The organism is Pseudomonas sp. B21-017, assembly GCF_024749245.1.
In the GTDB taxonomy this organism is placed as follows: domain Bacteria; phylum Pseudomonadota; class Gammaproteobacteria; order Pseudomonadales; family Pseudomonadaceae; genus Aquipseudomonas.
Map to the genome: position 1 here is coordinate 999,762 of NZ_CP087194.1, position 17,464 is coordinate 1,017,225.

The 17,464-nt window shown below is 59.7% G+C and carries 19 protein-coding genes and 1 pseudogene; 10 read left to right on the forward strand and 10 right to left on the reverse strand.

Annotated features, from left to right (window positions below):
• The first annotated feature begins 7 nt into the window (after positions 1 to 7).
• Positions 8 to 1,030 (forward strand): ferrochelatase, encoded by a 1,023-nt coding sequence (hemH, locus tag LOY28_RS04345; RefSeq protein WP_258613130.1) that lies wholly within the window; start codon positions 8 to 10, stop codon positions 1,028 to 1,030.
• Between the two features lie 177 nt (positions 1,031 to 1,207).
• Here hemH and LOY28_RS04350 read toward each other — a convergent pair whose 3' ends face one another.
• Both LOY28_RS04350 and upp read right to left on the reverse strand, forming a co-directional pair.
• On the reverse strand, positions 1,208 to 2,482 hold the full coding sequence (locus LOY28_RS04350) for a uracil-xanthine permease family protein (RefSeq protein ID WP_018929585.1): 1,275 nt from the start codon (positions 2,480 to 2,482) through the stop codon (positions 1,208 to 1,210).
• 2 nt (positions 2,483 to 2,484) lie between these two features.
• On the reverse strand, positions 2,485 to 3,123 hold the full coding sequence (upp, locus tag LOY28_RS04355; RefSeq protein ID WP_007939777.1) for a uracil phosphoribosyltransferase: 639 nt from the start codon (positions 3,121 to 3,123) through the stop codon (positions 2,485 to 2,487).
• Positions 3,124 to 3,299: 176 nt separating this feature from the next.
• On the opposite strand from upp, the gene LOY28_RS04360 reads away from it, so the two are divergent.
• The gene (locus LOY28_RS04360) at positions 3,300 to 3,857 is read left to right on the forward strand and encodes a hypoxanthine-guanine phosphoribosyltransferase (protein WP_007939779.1); all 558 of its coding nucleotides are present in this window, start codon (positions 3,300 to 3,302) and stop codon (positions 3,855 to 3,857) included.
• A gap of 101 nt (positions 3,858 to 3,958) precedes the next feature.
• Here LOY28_RS04360 and dauA read toward each other — a convergent pair whose 3' ends face one another.
• Positions 3,959 to 5,680 carry a C4-dicarboxylic acid transporter DauA gene (dauA, locus tag LOY28_RS04365; protein WP_018929586.1) on the reverse strand — a complete coding sequence of 574 codons (1,722 nt, stop codon included), beginning with the start codon at positions 5,678 to 5,680 and terminating at the stop codon, positions 3,959 to 3,961.
• A 151-nt stretch (positions 5,681 to 5,831) separates the two neighbouring features.
• Here dauA and LOY28_RS04370 point away from each other — a divergent pair, with 151 nt between their 5' ends.
• On the forward strand, positions 5,832 to 6,317 hold the full coding sequence (locus LOY28_RS04370; protein ID WP_019651163.1) for a hypothetical protein: 486 nt from the start codon (positions 5,832 to 5,834) through the stop codon (positions 6,315 to 6,317).
• A gap of 63 nt (positions 6,318 to 6,380) precedes the next feature.
• Complete coding sequence (locus tag LOY28_RS04375; protein ID WP_018929588.1) at positions 6,381 to 6,668, forward strand: PA4642 family protein; 288 nt, start codon at positions 6,381 to 6,383, stop codon at positions 6,666 to 6,668.
• A 218-nt stretch (positions 6,669 to 6,886) separates the two neighbouring features.
• On the opposite strand, the gene mqo is transcribed toward LOY28_RS04375, so the two are convergent.
• Together mqo and LOY28_RS04385 are read right to left on the reverse strand one after the other, a co-directional pair.
• Entirely contained in the window at positions 6,887 to 8,395 is a 1,509-nt protein-coding gene (gene mqo / locus LOY28_RS04380) for a malate dehydrogenase (quinone) (protein ID WP_018929589.1), read from the reverse strand.
• 741 nt (positions 8,396 to 9,136) lie between these two features.
• Positions 9,137 to 9,370, reverse strand: coding sequence for a hypothetical protein (locus LOY28_RS04385; protein ID WP_018929590.1), 234 nt, complete (start codon positions 9,368 to 9,370; stop codon positions 9,137 to 9,139).
• A gap of 186 nt (positions 9,371 to 9,556) precedes the next feature.
• On the opposite strand from LOY28_RS04385, the gene LOY28_RS04390 reads away from it, so the two are divergent.
• Positions 9,557 to 10,141, forward strand: a complete 585-nt coding sequence (locus LOY28_RS04390) for a YajG family lipoprotein (protein WP_018929591.1) — start codon at positions 9,557 to 9,559, stop codon at positions 10,139 to 10,141.
• 79 nt (positions 10,142 to 10,220) lie between these two features.
• Here the strand turns inward: LOY28_RS04390 and LOY28_RS04395 are convergent, their stop codons facing one another.
• Positions 10,221 to 10,427, reverse strand: coding sequence for a hypothetical protein (locus tag LOY28_RS04395; RefSeq protein WP_018929592.1), 207 nt, complete (start codon positions 10,425 to 10,427; stop codon positions 10,221 to 10,223).
• Positions 10,428 to 10,621: 194 nt separating this feature from the next.
• On the opposite strand from LOY28_RS04395, the gene LOY28_RS04400 reads away from it, so the two are divergent.
• Complete coding sequence (locus LOY28_RS04400; protein ID WP_007939791.1) at positions 10,622 to 10,900, forward strand: hypothetical protein; 279 nt, start codon at positions 10,622 to 10,624, stop codon at positions 10,898 to 10,900.
• 94 nt (positions 10,901 to 10,994) lie between these two features.
• Here the strand turns inward: LOY28_RS04400 and LOY28_RS04405 are convergent, their stop codons facing one another.
• On the reverse strand, positions 10,995 to 12,161 hold the full coding sequence (locus LOY28_RS04405; RefSeq protein ID WP_258613131.1) for a 1-acyl-sn-glycerol-3-phosphate acyltransferase: 1,167 nt from the start codon (positions 12,159 to 12,161) through the stop codon (positions 10,995 to 10,997).
• A 138-nt stretch (positions 12,162 to 12,299) separates the two neighbouring features.
• Between LOY28_RS04405 and LOY28_RS04410 the strand changes: the two genes are divergently transcribed.
• The 3 genes from LOY28_RS04410 to LOY28_RS04420 are packed head-to-tail and all read left to right on the forward strand — an operon-like array spanning position 12,300 to position 13,414.
• Complete coding sequence (locus LOY28_RS04410) at positions 12,300 to 12,482, forward strand: CPXCG motif-containing cysteine-rich protein (RefSeq protein WP_018929594.1); 183 nt, start codon at positions 12,300 to 12,302, stop codon at positions 12,480 to 12,482.
• Positions 12,483 to 12,494: 12 nt separating this feature from the next.
• Entirely contained in the window at positions 12,495 to 12,755 is a 261-nt protein-coding gene (locus LOY28_RS04415) for a putative signal transducing protein (protein ID WP_007939795.1), read from the forward strand.
• Positions 12,756 to 12,790: 35 nt separating this feature from the next.
• Entirely contained in the window at positions 12,791 to 13,414 is a 624-nt protein-coding gene (locus tag LOY28_RS04420; protein WP_007939796.1) for an SOS response-associated peptidase, read from the forward strand.
• 66 nt (positions 13,415 to 13,480) lie between these two features.
• Here the strand turns inward: LOY28_RS04420 and LOY28_RS30035 are convergent, their stop codons facing one another.
• Together LOY28_RS30035 and LOY28_RS30040 are read right to left on the reverse strand one after the other, a co-directional pair.
• A complete protein-coding gene (locus LOY28_RS30035) occupies positions 13,481 to 14,323 on the reverse strand; it encodes a methyl-accepting chemotaxis protein (RefSeq protein WP_370695251.1) in 843 nt (280 codons plus the stop codon).
• A gap of 12 nt (positions 14,324 to 14,335) precedes the next feature.
• Positions 14,336 to 15,622, reverse strand: a pseudogene (locus tag LOY28_RS30040) (HAMP domain-containing protein); the annotation flags it as partial.
• Between the two features lie 274 nt (positions 15,623 to 15,896).
• Between LOY28_RS30040 and LOY28_RS04430 the strand changes: the two are divergent.
• The gene (locus LOY28_RS04430) at positions 15,897 to 16,715 is read left to right on the forward strand and encodes a M48 family metallopeptidase (RefSeq protein ID WP_018929596.1); all 819 of its coding nucleotides are present in this window, start codon (positions 15,897 to 15,899) and stop codon (positions 16,713 to 16,715) included.
• An 80-nt stretch (positions 16,716 to 16,795) separates the two neighbouring features.
• Here LOY28_RS04430 and LOY28_RS04435 read toward each other — a convergent pair whose 3' ends face one another.
• Positions 16,796 to 17,380, reverse strand: coding sequence for a TMEM165/GDT1 family protein (locus LOY28_RS04435; RefSeq protein ID WP_026286682.1), 585 nt, complete (start codon positions 17,378 to 17,380; stop codon positions 16,796 to 16,798).
• Positions 17,381 to 17,464: the final 84 nt, after the last annotated feature.

Here is a 17,464-nt window from a genome sequence, read left to right on the forward strand (position 1 = left end):
ACGTTGCATGACCGATCACGCATTGCTTCTGGTCAACCTGGGTTCACCTGCCTCCACCTCGGTGGCGGATGTGCGCAGTTACCTCAATCAATTTCTGATGGACCCGTATGTGATCGACCTGCCTTGGCCGGTGCGGCGTTTGCTGGTGTCGCTGATTCTGATCAAGCGCCCGGAACAATCGGCTCACGCTTACGCGTCGATCTGGTGGGAGGAGGGCTCGCCGCTGGTGGTGCTCAGCCGTCGCCTGCAACAGGCCATGACTCGGCAGTGGACTCACGGGCCTGTTGAGCTGGCGATGCGGTACGGCGAGCCGTCCATTGAGTCCGCGCTGCTGCGGCTGGCTGCCCAGGGGCATAAGAAAGTGACCCTGGCACCTCTCTATCCGCAATTCGCCGACAGCACTGTGACCACGGTGATCGAAGAAGCCAAGCGCGTGGTGCGCGATAAAAAACTCGACGTGCAGTTCTCGGTTCTTCAGCCGTTTTACGATCAGCCGGAATACCTCGATGCGTTGGTGGCCAGTGTCAGGCCTTATCTGCAACAGGATTTCGATCATCTGCTGCTGAGCTTCCACGGTTTGCCGGAACGTCACCTGAAAAAGCTTAATCCGGGGCACAGCTTCGAGGGTGGCGGCGATTGCTGCGCCGGTGCGCCACCGGAAGTGGTCGCGACCTGTTACCGCGGTCAGTGCCTGCGCACGGCCGCAGAGTTTGCCAAACGTGTGGGCATACCGGACGGCAAGTGGTCGGTATCGTTTCAGTCGCGTCTGGGCCGGGCCAAGTGGATAGAACCCTACACTGAAGCTCGCCTCGACGAGTTGGCCAAAAGCGGCGTGAAGAAAGTCCTGGTGATGTGCCCGGCGTTCGTTGCCGATTGCATCGAGACGCTGGAAGAGATCGGTGATCGCGGGAAGGAGCAATTCCGCGAGGCGGGAGGGGAGGAGTTGGTGCTGGTGCCTTGCCTCAACGATGAGCCACAGTGGGCGCGGGCGCTGAGCGCCTTGTGCGAAAGGGCGCCATTGGCTTTGTAGGAACATACATTGAAGTGAAGGCGGGCTGGTTGTGGCGAGGGAGCTTGCGCCCGCTGGGTCGCGAAGCGGCCCCAAAATCTTTGTAGTCAATGAAGATTTTGTGAGTGCTGCGCACTGGTGCGCCAGCCCGGTCAAGCGGGAGCAAGCTCCCTCGCCACAGGGGATTGAGTCGCCTGCTTACAACAGCGGCTCATCCGCCTTCTTGTGCTTCCAGCTGTCATTGCCCGGCAGCAACAGGTTCAGTGCAATCGCCACCACCGCGCACAGCGCGATGCCTTTGAGGCCGAAATCGTTCTGGCCGGTACCGGTGCCGACCAGCATGCCGCCAATTCCGAACACCAGCGTCACCGAGACAATCACCAGGTTGCGTGCTTCGCCCAGGTCGATCTTGTGGCGGATCATGGTGTTCATGCCCACCGCGGCAATCGAACCGAACAACAGGCAGAGAATCCCGCCCATCACTGGCACCGGGATGCTTTGCAGCAGCGCGCCGAATTTGCCGATGAACGCCAGGCTGATTGCGAAGATCGCCGCCCAGGTCATGATTTTCGGGTTGTAGTTCTTGGTCAGCATCACCGCGCCAGTCACTTCGGCGTAAGTGGTATTGGGTGGGCCGCCGAACAGACCGGCCGCGGTGGTGGCGATGCCGTCACCGAGCAGGGTGCGGTGCAGGCCGGGCTTTTTCAGGTAGTCGCGACCGGTCACGCTACCCACGGCAATCACGCCACCGATGTGCTCGATGGCCGGGGCCAGGGCCACCGGAACGATGAACAGAATCGCCTGCCAGTTGAATTCCGGCGCGGTGAAATGTGGAATCGCGAACCACGGTGCCACGGCAATCTTCGCGGTATCGACCACGCCGAAATAAAACGCCATGGCAAACCCCACCAGCACACCGGAGATAATCGGCACCAGGCGGAAAATACCTCTGCCGAACACTGCGACGATCAGGGTGGTCAGCAGCGCTGGCATCGAAATCATCATCGCCGTCTGGTAATGAATCAGCTCAGTGCCGTCGCCCGCCTTGCCCATCGCCATGTTGGCGGCAATCGGCGCCATGGCCAGGCCGATGGAGATGATCACCGGGCCAATCACCACCGGAGGCAGCAAACGGTCGATAAACCCGGTGCCTTTGATCTTCACCGCAAGGCCGAGGAAGGTGTAGACGAACCCGGCCGCCATCACACCGCCCATGGTCGCCGCCAGGCCGAACTGGCCCTTGGCGAGAATGATCGGGGTGATGAAGGCGAAGCTCGACGCCAGGAATACCGGCACCTGACGCCCGGTGACGATCTGGAACAGGATCGTCCCTAAACCTGCGGTGAACAGCGCCACGTTAGGGTCGAGGCCGGTAATCAGCGGCATCAACACCAGGGCGCCGAAGGCCACGAACAGCATCTGCGCGCCGGACAGAACCGTGCGCCAGAGCGGATCGTTGAACTCTTGCTGCATGGTCACGCGTCCTTCTGCTTGGTGCCGAAGATCTTGTCACCGGCATCGCCCAAGCCTGGGATGATGTAACCGTGTTCGTTCAGTTTCTGGTCAATGGAAGCGGTGTAGATGGTCACGTCCGGGTGAGCCTTCTCCACAGCGGCGATACCTTCGGGAGCGGCCACCAGGACCATCGCGCGAATGTCCTTGCAGCCGGCCTTCTTCAGCAAATCGATGGTGGCGACCATCGAGCCGCCAGTGGCCAGCATCGGGTCGATGATCATCGCCAGGCGTTCGTCGATTTCCGGTACCAGTTTTTCCAGGTAGGTGTGGGCTTCGAGGGTTTCCTCGTTACGGGCCACGCCCACGGCGCTGACTTTGGCGCCCGGGATCAGGCTCAGCACGCCTTCGAGCATGCCGATACCGGCACGCAGGATCGGCACCACGGTAATTTTCTTGCCGGCGATTTTCTCCACCGACACCGTGCCGCACCAGCCTTCGATGTCGTAGCTTTCCAGCGGCAGGTCTTTGGTGGCTTCATAGGTCAGCAGGGCGCCGACTTCTTGAGCGAGCTCACGGAAATTCTTCGTGCTGATGTCGGCGCGGCGCATAAGGCCAAGTTTATGACGGATCAGCGGATGGCGGATCTCACGGATGGGCATGGGGAAAGGCTCCGGCGGCGGGCAAAAAAACCGGCCTAGATTAATCTATCCGAGGGTGTTGTCCTATAGACATACAGTACGTTAGTCCACAAACGCTTGATCTGGCCGTGCGGGATGCGTACCTTTGCCCGCTTTTCCGAATCCGTCCCTCCCCCTCAAACCCCTTGGAGAGCGCCATGTCCGCTGATCTCGAGCATATCCGTCAAATCATGCGAGAGGCTGACTGCCTGTACACCGAAGCTGAAGTCGAGGCGGCCATCGCCCGCGTCGGTGCACATATCAACGAACAACTGGCTGAAAGCAATCCGGTGGTGTTCTGTGTGATGAACGGCGGCCTGATTTTCGCCGGCAAGCTGCTCACCCATCTGCAATTCCCGCTGGAAGCGTCCTACCTGCACGCTACCCGCTATCGCAACGAAACCAGCGGCGGCGAGCTGTTCTGGAAAGCCAAGCCGGAAGTTTCGTTCATCGACCGTGACGTGCTGATCATCGACGACATCCTCGATGAAGGTCACACCCTGGGCGCGATCATCGATTTCTGCAAACACGCCGGCGCCCGCAAAGTGCACACCGCCGTGCTGATCGACAAGGACCACGACCGCAAGGCTCGCCCGGACCTGAAAGCCGATTTCGTCGGCCTGCCGTGCATTGACCGTTACATCTTCGGTTATGGCATGGACTACAAAGGCTACTGGCGTAACGCGAACGGAATTTTTGCCGTTAAAGGCCTGTAAGCAGGTTGACTGTCTGGGGGTGGTTTTAGCCGCCAGACACGTTGATGCTTGAAGGCAGATCTCCCATCCGAATGCGTGCGCAGTTCGCTTGAACCGCGCGCTCAGTCCTGCCCGACGAGCCAGCGTTCGCTTTTGCGTCGAGCCTGTTCCAGGTTGTTCACGTAAGCCAATTGACGCTGTTCCCGATGGATGCCCGCGCGCCTGAGTTTCAGGCGCACGCGCGCAGCCGTCCCGACCAGAATCAGGCCGATGCCGTCGGTGCGATAATCCCTGAGGATATTGTCGAAGGCTGCCAACGCCGTCATGTCCAGCATGGACACGGCACTCATCTCGACAATCACCACTTTGACCTCCGGGCTGAATTTGCGCAGCACGCCCAGGGCCTTTTCCGCTGCACCGAAAAACAACGGTCCGCGTATCGCATAGCAACGAACATGCTCCGGCAAATCCTGTAAGGCTTGATGGAACTCTCGAGGCAGTTCGGCGGTGTCCGTGAGGTCGCTCATGCGCTTGACGAACAACCCGGCGGCCAGCAACAGCCCAACGGCAACGGCCAGCACCATGTCGAACAGCACTGTCAGGCTCAGGCAGGTCAGCAAGACCAATACATCGCTGCGTGGTGCAATGCGCAAGGTGTGCACGACATGCCGGGCCTCGCTCATGTTCCACGCCACCATCACGAGCAGCGCCGCCAGCGCGGCCATCGGCAAGTAGCTGAACAGCGGGGCGAGGACGAGTATCGCCAGCAGCACCACCGCGCTGTGGATAATTGCCGCCAATGGCGAAAACGCCCCGCTGCGCACGTTGGTGGCGCTGCGGGCGATCGCCGCGGTGGCGGTAATGCCGCCGAACAACGGTGCGACCAGGTTACCAATGCCTTGACCCAGGAGTTCGGCGTTGGGGTCATGTTTGCTGCCCGTCATGCCATCGGCCACCACCGCACACAACAACGATTCGATGGCGCCGAGCATGGCAATGGCGAACGCTGGTGCCATTAATTGGCGGATCAGGTCGTAAGACAGATGCAGCGGCTGACCATTGGGTCCTGGCAGATTCCACGGCCAGTCGAAGCTCGGCAGAAACGGCGGAATGCCGGGGTGGCTGACGCCATCGACGATATAGCTGAAGCGCTCGCCCAGCGTCGCAATCGGTAACCCGCCGCTTTCCAGCGCCAGCCCCAACATTGCGCCGACGGCCAGCGCCACCAGATGCCCCGGAACCCTCGGCACAAACCGCGGCCAGACGATCAGAACCGCCAGGCACATGACACCGATGATTCCGTCCCCCAGGCGGGCGCTGGGCAATGCCTGGAGCAGCGCACCTAATTGCTCGATGTAATGTTCGGCATGCCCGGTGGTACTCAGGCCCAGCAAATCCTTTAGTTGGAGTGTGGCGATGACAATGCCTATCCCGGCGGTAAAGCCCAGGGTCACCGGATAAGGAATGTACTGAATCAGCCGACCGGCCCGAATCAGCCCCAAGGCAATCAGGATGGCCCCGGCAAGCATGGTGCAAAGCAGCAGGCCACCCAGGCCATATTGTTGGGTGATCGGCAGCAGTATCACCACGAACGCGGCTGTCGGCCCGCTGACATTGAAGCGCGAGCCTCCCGTCAGGGCGATCAGGGGGGCCGCGATCAGCACCGTATATAAACCTTGCTGGGGCGCTACTCCCACCGCAATCGCCAGGGCCATGGCCAGGGGAATGGCGATAATCCCTACTGTCACCCCGGCGCTGATGTCGCCGCGCAAGCGTCTGAGGCTATAACCTGCACGCAGAGTTTGACGCCAGGCGGCGAATAACGGGGGGATGGAGAATGGCATAGGGACTCCACAGTAGACGGCACGCCGTCGAAATAGGGCTGAAAGCTCTTTCAGTATGCCCAGCCTTGTCTTCGAGAGTATTGATCTGGATCGGTTATTCGCCCGATTGATCATCATGCTAGAGTGCTCGGCCTCGTCCCAGGAGCCTGTCATGAGTCTTTTGATCCGCAGCTGCGCCGCCCTGATGTTGGTCTTCAGCCTACCCCTGGCCGCCGCTCCGGCACCGATGCATGTGCAGTTTTTGCCCCCGGACGACTTGACTCTGCGTGAAGCGGAACCCGAGCAGCAACAACTGTTGCAGGTCACCGAGTATTCGGTGGTCCTCGGCAGCCAACGTCAGTCCAACCAACAACCGATCCCGGTCACCTCACCCTTGCTGATCCGCCTCAAGGGCAAACCCTTGAACAAGGGTGCGACCATCAGCCAGGTGCTGGTCAACTTCGATGGCGAAAGCAAAAGCCTGAAAAAGCCGATCTACGACAACAAAAGCAAAACGCTAACGCTCTATTACCCGTTGGCCCAGTACCGGGTGGTGATCGACTTGCTGCGCAACGACACGGTGTATTGCCAGTTTTTGAGTTACGCCAACGGCCATATCTGGGCCGATCTGCACACCGGCAGCGTTCGTCCGCGTTGAGCCCGGCATCAAGGCAGGGGTAAACTGCCCGCCCTGTGAAATGTCTGCGAGCTGGAGTCGGCAATGCGTAAAGATAAGAAGCAAGTGATTGGTGACGAGATCGGCGATGCGCAGATCAAACTGTTCCTCGATTTTGAGCCGGTCGACGCCACTTCACCGTCGCTGCACAAACTGATCAAGGCCTACCGCGGTCTGCGCATCGATGACTTCGAGCGTTTTCTGACGTTCTTTGTCGAAGCCGGCTACGATCTGGACGGCAAGGATGAGCACGGCAATGACTTCGTGGCCCTGATTCAGGATCAACGTAACGCGGCCGAGTACATCGAGTTGATCGACAAGGCTCGCGGTTAACGTCAGGCACACTGGAATTTTGTGGCGAGGGAGCTTGCTCCCGTTGGGCTGCGAAGCGGCCCCAAAATGCTGCGAATGGCGGAGATTTTGTGAGCGCTGCGCACTGGTGCGCCAGCCCGGTCAAGCGGGGGCAAGCTCCCTCGCCACAAAGATTGTTTCACCGCACATAAAAAACGCCCCGCCCTCAATGAGGACGGGGCGTTTTTTATGCGGCTGAATCAAGCGTAGCTTTGGGTTTCGCTGCTTGCTTCAACCAGTTCCAGTGCGACGTTGTTCTGCGCATTGATCTTGCGATACAGCGCAGCGTCGGTTTCCAGGACTTTCTCCCGAGCCGGGAAGATTTCCGCCAGTTTGGCAGCCCACTCGCCCTTGGCCTTGTTCGGGAAGCATTTCTCGATCAATTCCAGCATGATCGACACGGTCACCGAGGCGCCTGGCGAGGCGCCGAGCAGAGCGGCAAGGGAACCGTCCTTGGCCGCGACCAGCTCGGTACCGAACTGCAGAACGCCGCCTTTCTTCGGGTCTTTCTTGATGATCTGCACCCGTTGGCCGGCCACTTCCAGGCGCCAGTCTTCGGCTTTCGCTTCAGGGTAGAAGCGACGCAGGGATTCCAGGCGCTGCTCCATCGACTGCATCACTTCGCTGACCAGATACTTGGTCAGGTCCATGTTGTTTTTGGCCACGGCCAGCATTGGACCGATGTTGCCGGCGCGAACCGACATCGGCAGGTCCATGAACGAACCGTGCTTGAGGAACTTGGTGGTGAAGCCGGCATAAGGTCCGAACAGCAGGGACTTTTTGCCATCGACCACACGGGTGTCCAGGTGCGGCACGGACATTGGTGGCGAACCGACCGCGGCCTGGCTGTAGACCTTGGCCTGATGGTGCTTGACCACTTCCGGGTTGTCGCAACGCAGCCACTGGCCGCTGATCGGGAAGCCGCCGAAGCCTTTGCTTTCTTCGATGCCCGACGCTTGCAGCAGCGGCAGTGCCGCGCCGCCGGCGCCAAGGAAGACGAATTTGGCGTCGACTTCGCGGGTATTGCCGCTGTTGACGTCCTTGATGCTGACGGTCCAGCCGCCGTTGTTACGCTTCAGGCCGGTGACGCGCTTGCAGTACTTGACCTGGGCATCGGGCGCGCTGGTCAGGTGCTTGAGCAGTTGGTTGGTCAGGGCGCCGAAGTTGACGTCGGTGCCGTTCATCACGCGGGTGGCGGCGAGGACTTCGTCAGCCGGACGGCCCGGCATCATCAGCGGCATCCACTCGGCCATCTTGGCTTTGTCTTCGGTGTATTCCATGTCCGAGAAGGCATGGTGCTTGCTCAGGGTCTTGAAGCGTTCCTTGAGGAAGGACACGCCATTCTCACCCTGCACGAAGCTCAGGTGCGGCACCGGGCTGATGAACGATTTGCACGAACCGAAGGTGCCTTTCTTGGTCAGGTAGGACCAGAACTGCTTCGACACCTCGAACTGGGTGTTGATGTGCACGGCTTTCTTGATGTCGACGGTGCCGTCAGCGGCCTGCGGCGTGTAGTTCAGCTCACACAGCCCGGCGTGACCGGTACCGGCGTTGTTCCACGGATTGGAACTCTCCGCGGCACCGGAATCCATCAGCTCGACGACTTCCAGCTTGATCGCGGGGTCGAGCTCTTTAAGCAGTACAGCGAGGGTGGCACTCATGATGCCGGCCCCAACCAGTACTACGTCGACTGCTTCGTTATGCGCCATTTAACGCGTCTCCAAAATCTGCAGCACCAAATTGTCGGCATAGCTGCCAGGCGTTCCGGGGCGTGTCAGTGATGCCCCAGGTACCCATGGCCAGGATCGCCATGTCCGAATCTTCGCAATTTTTCGCAACTTCGACGGATGCATGCGGCCTGGCTTCAAGAGTCACATGAACTCATTTCGGCACGCGGCTGGCAATTCGACTTATGGTCGAGACATCCGTTTGTGCAACCAAATCCGTAGCGGACAGGCTTCAGGCTCCGGTGTTCGAGGAGTACTCGGTCCTGTGTCGTTGGGCTGTTGTAGACGCTAATGGTGCATTTTCAGACGCAAAACTATTCATTTGCTCGCCACACTCTTGTGAAGTTGTGAAAACCCGTTTTTTTCACGCTCTTTTGAAGACGTGAACCTCAAAAAAGGGCTGTCCCAGCCTGGCACCGTGCCCGGATGGATTGCCGCCATGGGGTGCATGGGCAGCAAAAACGGGCAAACAGCTCAGTGACCGAGCGTAATGACAGCTCTGCAGATTCGCGAAAAGTGGGGTTTTTGCTTGAGAAACAGCAAGCGCGCCAGCTTCACTCGATCTGTGTGGGCGGCTCTCTGTGGGCGGTGCGGGGTGTCAATACCGAGGCATTGAACGATGCTGCGAGGCCCGATCAGGAGACGTCCTTATAATCGGGGGGAGATTGTATCTAAGAAACGCAGGGAAATGGTCGTGTTTAATGACTTTTATTAGGCGTCGGGTCAGGTGGTCAGCAGTTGCTGCGCGCGTGCACGTGGCTGGTGCTGGCTGACACGGGCACTGGCGGGCAGAGGCTGGTGCAGCCAGTTGAGGCGAATTTCTTCGATTTCGATCCAACCATCGCCCATGGGCTGGAGGCTGCACTGCTTGAAGGCCTGGCAGTGGCCATTGTGATCGAGCAGGGCGAAACTGCGGTGCAGCGGGCGTGGCGCGAACAGGGAGACAAGAAAACGCATGGCAACGTACCTTTTGGGGGTGACTGCCATAAAGGTTGCCAGCGGGCGGTGACAAAGGTGTGACAGGAACCGCGCTGCGCCGGGTTTGTCAGAGATTTCAGTAATCGTTGCGCGAAGCTAGTTCGCCGCAGTGGCGCACCGCTATACTGCGGGCATCGTTAGTTGCCTGATTCTGGAGAGAAGAGCATGTTGCAACGCCTGTTGTTCGGTTTGATCACTGTGACCAGTTTGACCCTCGTCGGCTGCGCCCACAGCCCGCAACAACTGAGCCCGGAACCCAAGCTGACGGCTCAGCTGGCGCCGGTCGGCCATGGTCAGCCGGTGGTGGTGCGTGTGGTGGACGGTCGTCCATCGCCAACCCTTGGGACCCGTGGCGGTTTGTACCCGGAGACCAGTGCGATCACGGTGCAGGGCGCGCAGATTCTGCCGAAGCTGCAGGCTCAAGCTGAGGCGGCCGTGCGGTTGCTGGGCTTCACGCCGACGGCCAATGCGCTGAATGCGCCGCAATTGACGGTGACCCTGGCCGAGCTGAAGTATCAGTCGCCCAAAGAAGGTTTGTATGTGACTGAAGCTACAATTGGCGCGACGTTCCGTTCCGATGTGCAGAATGCCAACCGTCGTTACAGCGGTCGCTACGGCGCGTCGCTGGATCAGCGTTTTGGCATGGCGCCGAATCAGGAAACCAATACCAAGCTGGTCAGTGATGTGCTGAGTGATGCGTTGACCCGCTTGTTCAAGGACCCGACGATTGGTCAGGTGCTTGGCGAGTAACGGTTTGCAGTTTGTTTAAAGAACCCGGTGCCAGCGATGGCGCCGGGTTTTTTTGTGCCTGCCGCTCCAGCAAGGGAAATCAAGCCGCTTGCGAATAGAAGTCCAGAACACTCACCCCGGTCAGCAAATCCGTCTCCGGCAAATCCGCATGTTGATGCCCGCCCAACGCGCAATACACCAGCCAATGCCGGTCCTGTACATTGAAGGCGAGGCTGCCGACTAAGGTTTGTTGTTCGTCGCTTTGGGCAATGAGGTAAAGACGATCCTGGTTTTCGGCGTGGAGCATGACGCGGTCCGTGTCGGTTTCGAAGGGCGACAGACTGGCGGATTCAGATGACGGCGCCGTGACACAGGACAATAATCGGCTAAATGGTTTCGTTATTTGTCGGAAAGGGGGGGCAGGCCGGAGCGCTTTCGGTAGAATCCGCGCCGTGGTCGTCGGTCCCGGCGTCTGTTACACCGGTTTGCCTGAGGTTTGTGATGTCGCTGCAATTGATTTCGCTCTTTACCGCTCATCCCGCCAAACTGATCAACCTGCTGGCCTTGCTGTTCGCCTGCCCGGGCGGCTGGTTGCTGCACGCCACCCGTCGTCGTGAACAGCGCGCGATGGCCAGTATCGAAGCCCAGCGCCAGAGCAGGCCCAGCGAAGAGCCAACCCTCGATTGGGCGACCTTGCGCATGAACCGGTTTTTCTATCGCTTCGGTTTTGCCTGCCTTGGGATGGCGCTGCTGGTGTCGTGGGTCAGTACTCGCGTCTGAAGTTCTGACACAGTTACAGTGTCTGACTGACCTACTGCACCAAGACAAACAAAAACGGCGCCTGAAGGCGCCGTTGTCGTATCCAGTCATTACCCTACAACGGTAACCCGGCCTTGACCCGATACTGATTACGCACCGGCATCGCATATTGCAGCACCAGGAACGGACGATGTTCCTCGGGGCAAGCTTCCAGTCGACGCTGCCATTCTTCCTGAGCCTTGGCCAGTTCATCTGCCGCAAACAGCTCGGCCGCTTTCGGCACCTGCAATTGCGGGTCGGCGTCTTTCCACTGCGCATACGCCAGGTAATGCACCGGGAATAACCGGTAACCGCCCAGAATCTGCTTGTCCATTTCGATCGCCAATTGCTTGGTGTCTTCGAACAGTTCGGTGATCGGCGCGGCGAAGTTCACGTGGACCCGGCCTTTGTAACCGGTGATGCCCTTGGCGATGCTCACGTCATCCTCGCCCGGCGCCTTGGTGTAGGTGCCGGTGGTGGCGCGGATGTACAGCTCGCGGGCCTTGGCCTGGTCGCAGGGGTCGTATTCGTAGCTGATCGACACCGGGGTGAGGTTCAGCGAGCGGATGACTTCGCCGAACGGCTCGTCCTTGCGGCTCATGTGGAACATCTTGAGGATCGCCGACTCGGTGCGGTCGTCGCCGTCCTTGGCCCGGCCTTCAGCCTGAGCAATCCAGATCGAGGCGCAATCGTTGCGGATCGAGTGATTGATGTAGGCCGACAACAATTGATACGCCGCCATTTTCTCGCGTCGACCGGTGATTGAACGGTGCACGATGAAGCTCTTGTTCAGGCGCATCAGGTCGCTGACAAAAGGCTTCTGCAGCAGGTTGTCGCCAATGGCGATGCGTGGGGTCGGCAGGCCGGCGTGGTACACGGCGTAGTTGACGAAGGCCGGGTCCATCACGATGTCGCGGTGGTTGGCGATGAACAGGTAGGCGCTGCCGGATTTGAATTGCTCCACGCCGGTGTAGGTCACCCCGTCCGTGGCGCGCTCGATGGTGTGGTCGACGTAAAACTCGACTTTGTCCTGCAACGTGGCCACCGACGTGACGCCGGCGAACTCACGGCGTAGCCGATGCGCTATAAGAGGTTTGAGCATCCAGCCGAAGGCACCGGCAAAGCGCGGGAAGCGGAAGTGGGTGAGGATATCTAGAAACGCCTTGTCGCCGAGCAGCCGTGCCAGCACCGCTGGGACTTCGCTGTCGTCGTAAGGTCGGATGGCATCGAATTCGCCCATCATGCTCTCTTGTTAGAAACGGCTAGGGTAAGTAAAGGTATTGATCGAAAACCAACGGGGCACGGTCTGAAAGGTAGTCAGACAAAAATAGCCCTGCAAATAGACCGGCGATTATACGCACAAGTCACCTGGGAGACCGCGATGCTGGAAACTGCGCAGTATGAATGTCCGTATTGCGGTGAAGAAGTCGAGGCTGTTCTGGATTTGTCTGGCGGTGATCAGACCTATATCGAGGATTGTCCGGTGTGTTGTCGTCCCATTACCTTTGTCTTGCAGGTTCACGGCGAGGAGTGGCACCTCGACGTCTACAGCGAAAACGAATGAAGGGGTTCACCCATGCAGCGTATCTACGAGCCGGAAAACCTGATGGAAGGCGAATTGCTGCTAAGCATGCTGGCCAGTGAAGGCATCGAGGCGCATCTGGTGGGCCGGGATTTGATCGGTGGTACCGGGGAATTGCCGATATTCGGTCTGCTGGGTGTATCGGTCGATAACGACCAGGCGCAATACGCGCGGGAACTGATCGCCGCGTACAATGCCGCGCTGCCGCTGTCCGGCGATGAACCGGACAGCTTTCCCGGCACGCTGGTCTGTTAGGCTGACGTTCGTTTGATCAAGAGTCGTATTGCCCCATGTGTGGACGTTATGCCCTGTTTCGCTGGAACCCCGCCTTCGCAGCCCTGCCCGGATTTCCCGCCGATCAGCAGGCCCAGTGGAATATTTCTCCCAACGATTCGGTGTTGATGCTGCGTGCCGGTGCAGACGGGCAGCGTGAGTTGGCCCGCGCCCGCTGGGGCCTGACGCCACCGTGGCTGACCGACCTGTCCCGCACGCCGGCCCATGCCCGTGCCGAAACCGTTGCCGAACAGCCGATGTTTCGCGAAGCTTTGCGCCTGCGCCGTTGTCTGCTGCCGGCCAATGGTTTTTACGAGTGGCGCGGTACTACGCGCAAACGTCCATACTGGCTGACGCCGGGGGAGGGCTCGACGCTTTACTTCGCGGCGATCTGGGAAGCGTATCCAGTGCAGGAGCAGGTATGGCTGAGTACGGCGGTAATCACCCAACCTGCTTCGAGTCAGCGTCGGCCGTTGATTCTCGATGCGGCGGGGCAGGAAGCCTGGCTCAATCCTGAAACCCCGCTACATGCCTTGCAGGCGCTGCTGGCCAGCGAACCCGCGGCGCTACGCGAGCGGGTGCTGGCGAACATGGTGAATGATCCGAAGCTCAATGGGCCGGAGTGTTTGACCCCGGGCTGAGCGCGTAATGATCGTTCCCACGTTCCGCGTGGGAATGCAGCCATGGACGCTCCGCGTCATTGAACCCTAAACCTTGAACTGATTGATCAACCGGCGCTGCTGTTCCGCCAACTTGGTCAAATCCGCACTCGCTGCGCTCGATTCATCCGCGCCACCAGCCACTTCATTGGCTACTTGCCCGATGTTGATCACGTTGCGGTTGATGTCGTCGGCCACCGCGCTCTGTTCCTCGGCGGCGCTGGCGATCTGGGTGTTCATGTCGTTGATCACCGACACCGCTTGGGTAATGGTTTCCAGCGCTTCGGCCGCTTTCGCCGCGTGCTGCACGCTTTCGTCGGTGCGGTTCTGACTGTCTTCCATGACCCGCACCACATCGCGGGTGCCTTGTTGCAGTTGCTGGATCATGGTCTGGATTTCTTCCGTGGCCTTCTGGGTTTTCTGCGCCAGGTTGCGTACTTCATCGGCCACCACCGCAAAACCCCGGCCCTGCTCACCGGCTCGCGCCGCTTCGATGGCCGCATTCAAGGCCAGCAGGTTGGTCTGCTCGGCGATGCCGCGAATGGCCGTCAGGATCGCATTGATGTTTTCGCTGTCCTTGGCCAGGGTCTGCACCACGCCGACGGCTTTGCCGATTTCGATGGCCAAAACACCAATCGAATTCGACGTGTCCCGGACGATTTGCATGCCTTGCGCCGCCGCCTGATCTGCATGACTGGCAGCTTGCGCGGCCTGGGTGGCGTTGCGCGCCACGTCCTGGGCGGTGGCGGTCATTTCGTGTACGGCGGTGGCGACCTGATCGATCTCGGCCATTTGTTTGTGCACACCGATGTTGGTGCGAATGGCGATGTCGGCGGTGTGTTCCGACGAGTCGCTGACGCTCTGCACCGAAGTCACCACTTGAGTAATCATCGCCTGCAACTTGGCCAGGAAGGTGTTGAAGCCCTTCGCGATCGAGCCCAGTTCGTCGCTGCGGTCGCTGGTCAGGCGGCGGGTCAGGTCGCCTTCGCCCTGGGCGATGTCATCGAGCATGGTCACCATCTGCTTCAGCGGCCGGGCAATGCCGTGGCCCACCAGCCAGATCACCAACAAACCAATGCCGGCGATCAGCAGGCCGACCATGGCCATGCCAAAGGTGTCGGACTTGCGCTGTGCGTCCAGGTCACTCTGAAGTTTTTGCAGGTCGGCCATCACCGCGTTCAGCGGCAGTTGCAGCATCAAGGTCCAGCGGGCGTCGGTCTGGCCGATGCCGAAGGGCAGGTACAACTCGATCCGGCCCTGGGCCTTGTCGACGGTGTAAGTCACTTCGCCACGCTTGAGATTGGCCATGTTGGCAATCTGCTTGCTGTCGAGGATGTCGCTGACCTTTTCGCCGAATTTGCTCGGGTCTTTGGTGTAGGCGACGATCCGGCCGTTACCGCCGATCAGGGCCATTTCTCCGGCGCCGCTGTACAGTTTCTGATTCGCCCCCAGGAGCATTTCCTGGATGAAGTTCACCGACAGGTCGGCGCCGACGATGCCCTGGAACGCGCCGTTGAGCATGATCGGTTCAATGAAGGAGGCGAGCATGACGATCTTGTCGCCAACCTTGTAGGGCGCCGGATCGATCACGCAGGATTTTTTGGTTTCCTTGGAGCACAGGTAGTACTCGCTGGCGCGCACACCGGTGGACAAGGTTTTCTGGTCGTCGACGTCGACCAGTTTGTCCAGGCCCAGGCTGCCGTCTTCGTTACGGAACCACCATGGCAGGAAGCGCCCGTTACTGGCGTCGATGCCGACTACTTTGGTGTCGACGTAGGCCGCATCGTTGTGGTCGAGGGCGTTTTTTTCCCACCCAATGTAGGTGCCGAGAATTTTCGGGTTCCGGGCGACGTTTTCCTTGATCAGGCTGATCAGTTGCTCGCGGCTAAGGCTCAGTTGCGGCTGGCCGTCGGCGCCTGGTGTGCCGATCAATGCGTTGACCCGCACCAGACCGCCGGCAATCAGCAGCGGTGCTTCGAGTTCGCGCTGGATCTGGCTGACCTGGGTTTGTGCCAGCGACGTCAGGCGCTGTTCGATGACTTGCTCAAACTGCGCCTGAGTCCGTTGCTGGACCATGTCTTGGGTCCGGGCGCCGGAAAACAGCGCGTACAGCACCAGGGCTGCGACAACGCTGAGCACAATGGCGCCGGCCAGGGCGGCAACGGAAAACTGGATCGACTTGAATTTCATGGGTGCTCCGCACGCAAGAGGACGTCTGCAGAGCTGTATCGGCACTGGGGCGGTGGGGCATGAGCCAGGTGTAACGAATTGGCTGTTTTAGAGTGCTGGATGTCGTAAATGAATCATTGCTGGCCGTGATCAGCCGCGGTGGACGCTGTTGTGTGAATTTTTTCCTACGGTAATCCGGGCTTTGTCTGAAATGTACGTGCTACACGTCCGTTGTATCTGGCGCCGATACAAATCCCCACCTAGGATACGCGGCATGTTTCCAGGGAGCTTCTTGATGAGTAAGACATTGGTTTTGTGTGCACTGAGTGCAAGTCTGCTGCTTGCCGGTTGTCAGTCGGTCAACACCACCAGCGGTGGCGCCGTGGGCGTTGAGCGCACGCAATACATGTTCAGTATGTTGTCGACCTCCGAGGTCAACCAGATGTACGCCCAGTCTTATCAACAGACCATCGGGGAGGCGAGCACCAAAGGCGTGCTGGATAAATCCAGTAACAATGCGAAGCGCGTCCAGGCCATCTCCAATCGCCTGATTGCCCAGGCACCGGTGTTTCGTCCGGATTCGGCCCAGTGGCAATGGGAAGTGAACCTGATCAAGAGCGATGAGCTGAATGCCTCCTGCGGGCCTGGTGGCAAGATCATTTTCTACAGCGGGCTGATCGACACCCTGCAACTCACTGACGACGAAATCGCCGCCATCATTGGCCATGAAATCGCTCACGCCTTGCGCGAGCACAGTCGTGAAGCGATGTCCAGGGCTTATGGTCTCGAAATGGCCAAGCAGGGCGCCGGTGCGTTGCTCGGTCTGGGGCAGGACAGCCTGGCCCTGGCGGACACCGTGGCCAAATACGGCATGACCTTGCCCAACAGTCGCGAGAACGAAAACGAAGCCGACTTGATCGGCCTCGAACTGGCCGCCCGCGCTGGTTACAACCCGAACTCTGCGATCACCCTGTGGAACAAAATGAGCAAAGCCTCGGAAGGCGCGCCGCCAGAGTTCTTGAGCACTCACCCGGCGTCGGCCAGTCGGATTGCGTCGTTGCAGGCGGCGATTCCGAAAGTCATGCCGTTGTACGAGAAAGCCAGGAAATCCTGATCATCAAGTGCTGAGGCTTGTGGCGAGGAGGCTTGTCGGAACGCCCCCTCGCCACAATCTGTTACTCACCAGATCCAGGGTCAAACCCAGCCACTGCTCTGCATCGCCTTGTACACCGCGACAATCGCCAGGATGAAGAACGCCGACGCCGCCAGGCGACGGATCAAAGTCAGAGGCAGTTTTTCCGCCGCAAAGTTGCCCGCCAGTACCACCGGCACGTTGGCAATCAACATCCCGGCGGTGGTGCCGAGGATCACCAGCCACAGATCCGGGTATTGCGCGGCGAGCATCACGGTCGCGACCTGGGTCTTGTCGCCCATCTCCGCGAGGAAGAACGCAATCAGCGTGGTCAGGAACGGTCCGAACTTGCGGGCGGTGCTGGCTTCGTCTTCGTCCATCTTGTCCGGCACCAGTGTCCACAGCGCCGTGGCGGCGAAGCTGGCGGCGAGGATCCAGTGAAGCGTCGCATTCGAGAAGAAACTGCCGAACCAGGCGCCTACCGCACCGGCCGCCGCGTGGTTGGCCAGGGTCGCGGCGACGATGCCGGCGATGATCGGCCAGGGTTTGCGAAAGCGAGCGGCGAGAATGAGTGCGAGCAGTTGCGTCTTGTCGCCGATTTCGGCCAAGGCAACGATTGCGGTGGGAACGAGTAGAGAGTCCAGCATCATCAGGGTTTTCCTAAGGGGCGGGTCGACACGGCTATGACACGTACAGCCTTCCCGCCCCGGGTAAGGTGTTCGTGTCATAGG

What these genes read in the sequence shown, in the direction of transcription:
- LOY28_RS04415 (WP_007939795.1), top strand. Translation starts at nt 12,495, where the DNA reads ATGCAGCGTATCTACGAGCCGGAAAACCTGATGGAAGGCGAATTGCTG.
- LOY28_RS04375 (WP_018929588.1), top strand. Translation starts at nt 6,381, where the DNA reads ATGCGTAAAGATAAGAAGCAAGTGATTGGTGACGAGATCGGCGATGCG.
- LOY28_RS04400 (WP_007939791.1), top strand. Translation starts at nt 10,622, where the DNA reads ATGTCGCTGCAATTGATTTCGCTCTTTACCGCTCATCCCGCCAAACTG.
- LOY28_RS04385 (WP_018929590.1), bottom strand. Translation starts at nt 9,370, where the DNA reads ATGCGTTTTCTTGTCTCCCTGTTCGCGCCACGCCCGCTGCACCGCAGT.
- LOY28_RS04410 (WP_018929594.1), top strand. Translation starts at nt 12,300, where the DNA reads ATGCTGGAAACTGCGCAGTATGAATGTCCGTATTGCGGTGAAGAAGTC.
- LOY28_RS04350 (WP_018929585.1), bottom strand. Translation starts at nt 2,482, where the DNA reads ATGCAGCAAGAGTTCAACGATCCGCTCTGGCGCACGGTTCTGTCCGGC.
- LOY28_RS04390 (WP_018929591.1), top strand. Translation starts at nt 9,557, where the DNA reads ATGTTGCAACGCCTGTTGTTCGGTTTGATCACTGTGACCAGTTTGACC.
- LOY28_RS30035 (WP_370695251.1), bottom strand. Translation starts at nt 14,323, where the DNA reads ATGATTACTCAAGTGGTGACTTCGGTGCAGAGCGTCAGCGACTCGTCG.
- hemH (WP_258613130.1), top strand. Translation starts at nt 8, where the DNA reads ATGACCGATCACGCATTGCTTCTGGTCAACCTGGGTTCACCTGCCTCC.
- LOY28_RS04405 (WP_258613131.1), bottom strand. Translation starts at nt 12,161, where the DNA reads ATGATGGGCGAATTCGATGCCATCCGACCTTACGACGACAGCGAAGTC.
- LOY28_RS04360 (WP_007939779.1), top strand. Translation starts at nt 3,300, where the DNA reads ATGTCCGCTGATCTCGAGCATATCCGTCAAATCATGCGAGAGGCTGAC.
- LOY28_RS04395 (WP_018929592.1), bottom strand. Translation starts at nt 10,427, where the DNA reads ATGCTCCACGCCGAAAACCAGGATCGTCTTTACCTCATTGCCCAAAGC.
- mqo (WP_018929589.1), bottom strand. Translation starts at nt 8,395, where the DNA reads ATGGCGCATAACGAAGCAGTCGACGTAGTACTGGTTGGGGCCGGCATC.
- upp (WP_007939777.1), bottom strand. Translation starts at nt 3,123, where the DNA reads ATGCCCATCCGTGAGATCCGCCATCCGCTGATCCGTCATAAACTTGGC.
- LOY28_RS04430 (WP_018929596.1), top strand. Translation starts at nt 15,897, where the DNA reads ATGAGTAAGACATTGGTTTTGTGTGCACTGAGTGCAAGTCTGCTGCTT.
- LOY28_RS04370 (WP_019651163.1), top strand. Translation starts at nt 5,832, where the DNA reads ATGAGTCTTTTGATCCGCAGCTGCGCCGCCCTGATGTTGGTCTTCAGC.
- LOY28_RS04435 (WP_026286682.1), bottom strand. Translation starts at nt 17,380, where the DNA reads ATGCTGGACTCTCTACTCGTTCCCACCGCAATCGTTGCCTTGGCCGAA.
- LOY28_RS04420 (WP_007939796.1), top strand. Translation starts at nt 12,791, where the DNA reads ATGTGTGGACGTTATGCCCTGTTTCGCTGGAACCCCGCCTTCGCAGCC.
- dauA (WP_018929586.1), bottom strand. Translation starts at nt 5,680, where the DNA reads ATGCCATTCTCCATCCCCCCGTTATTCGCCGCCTGGCGTCAAACTCTG.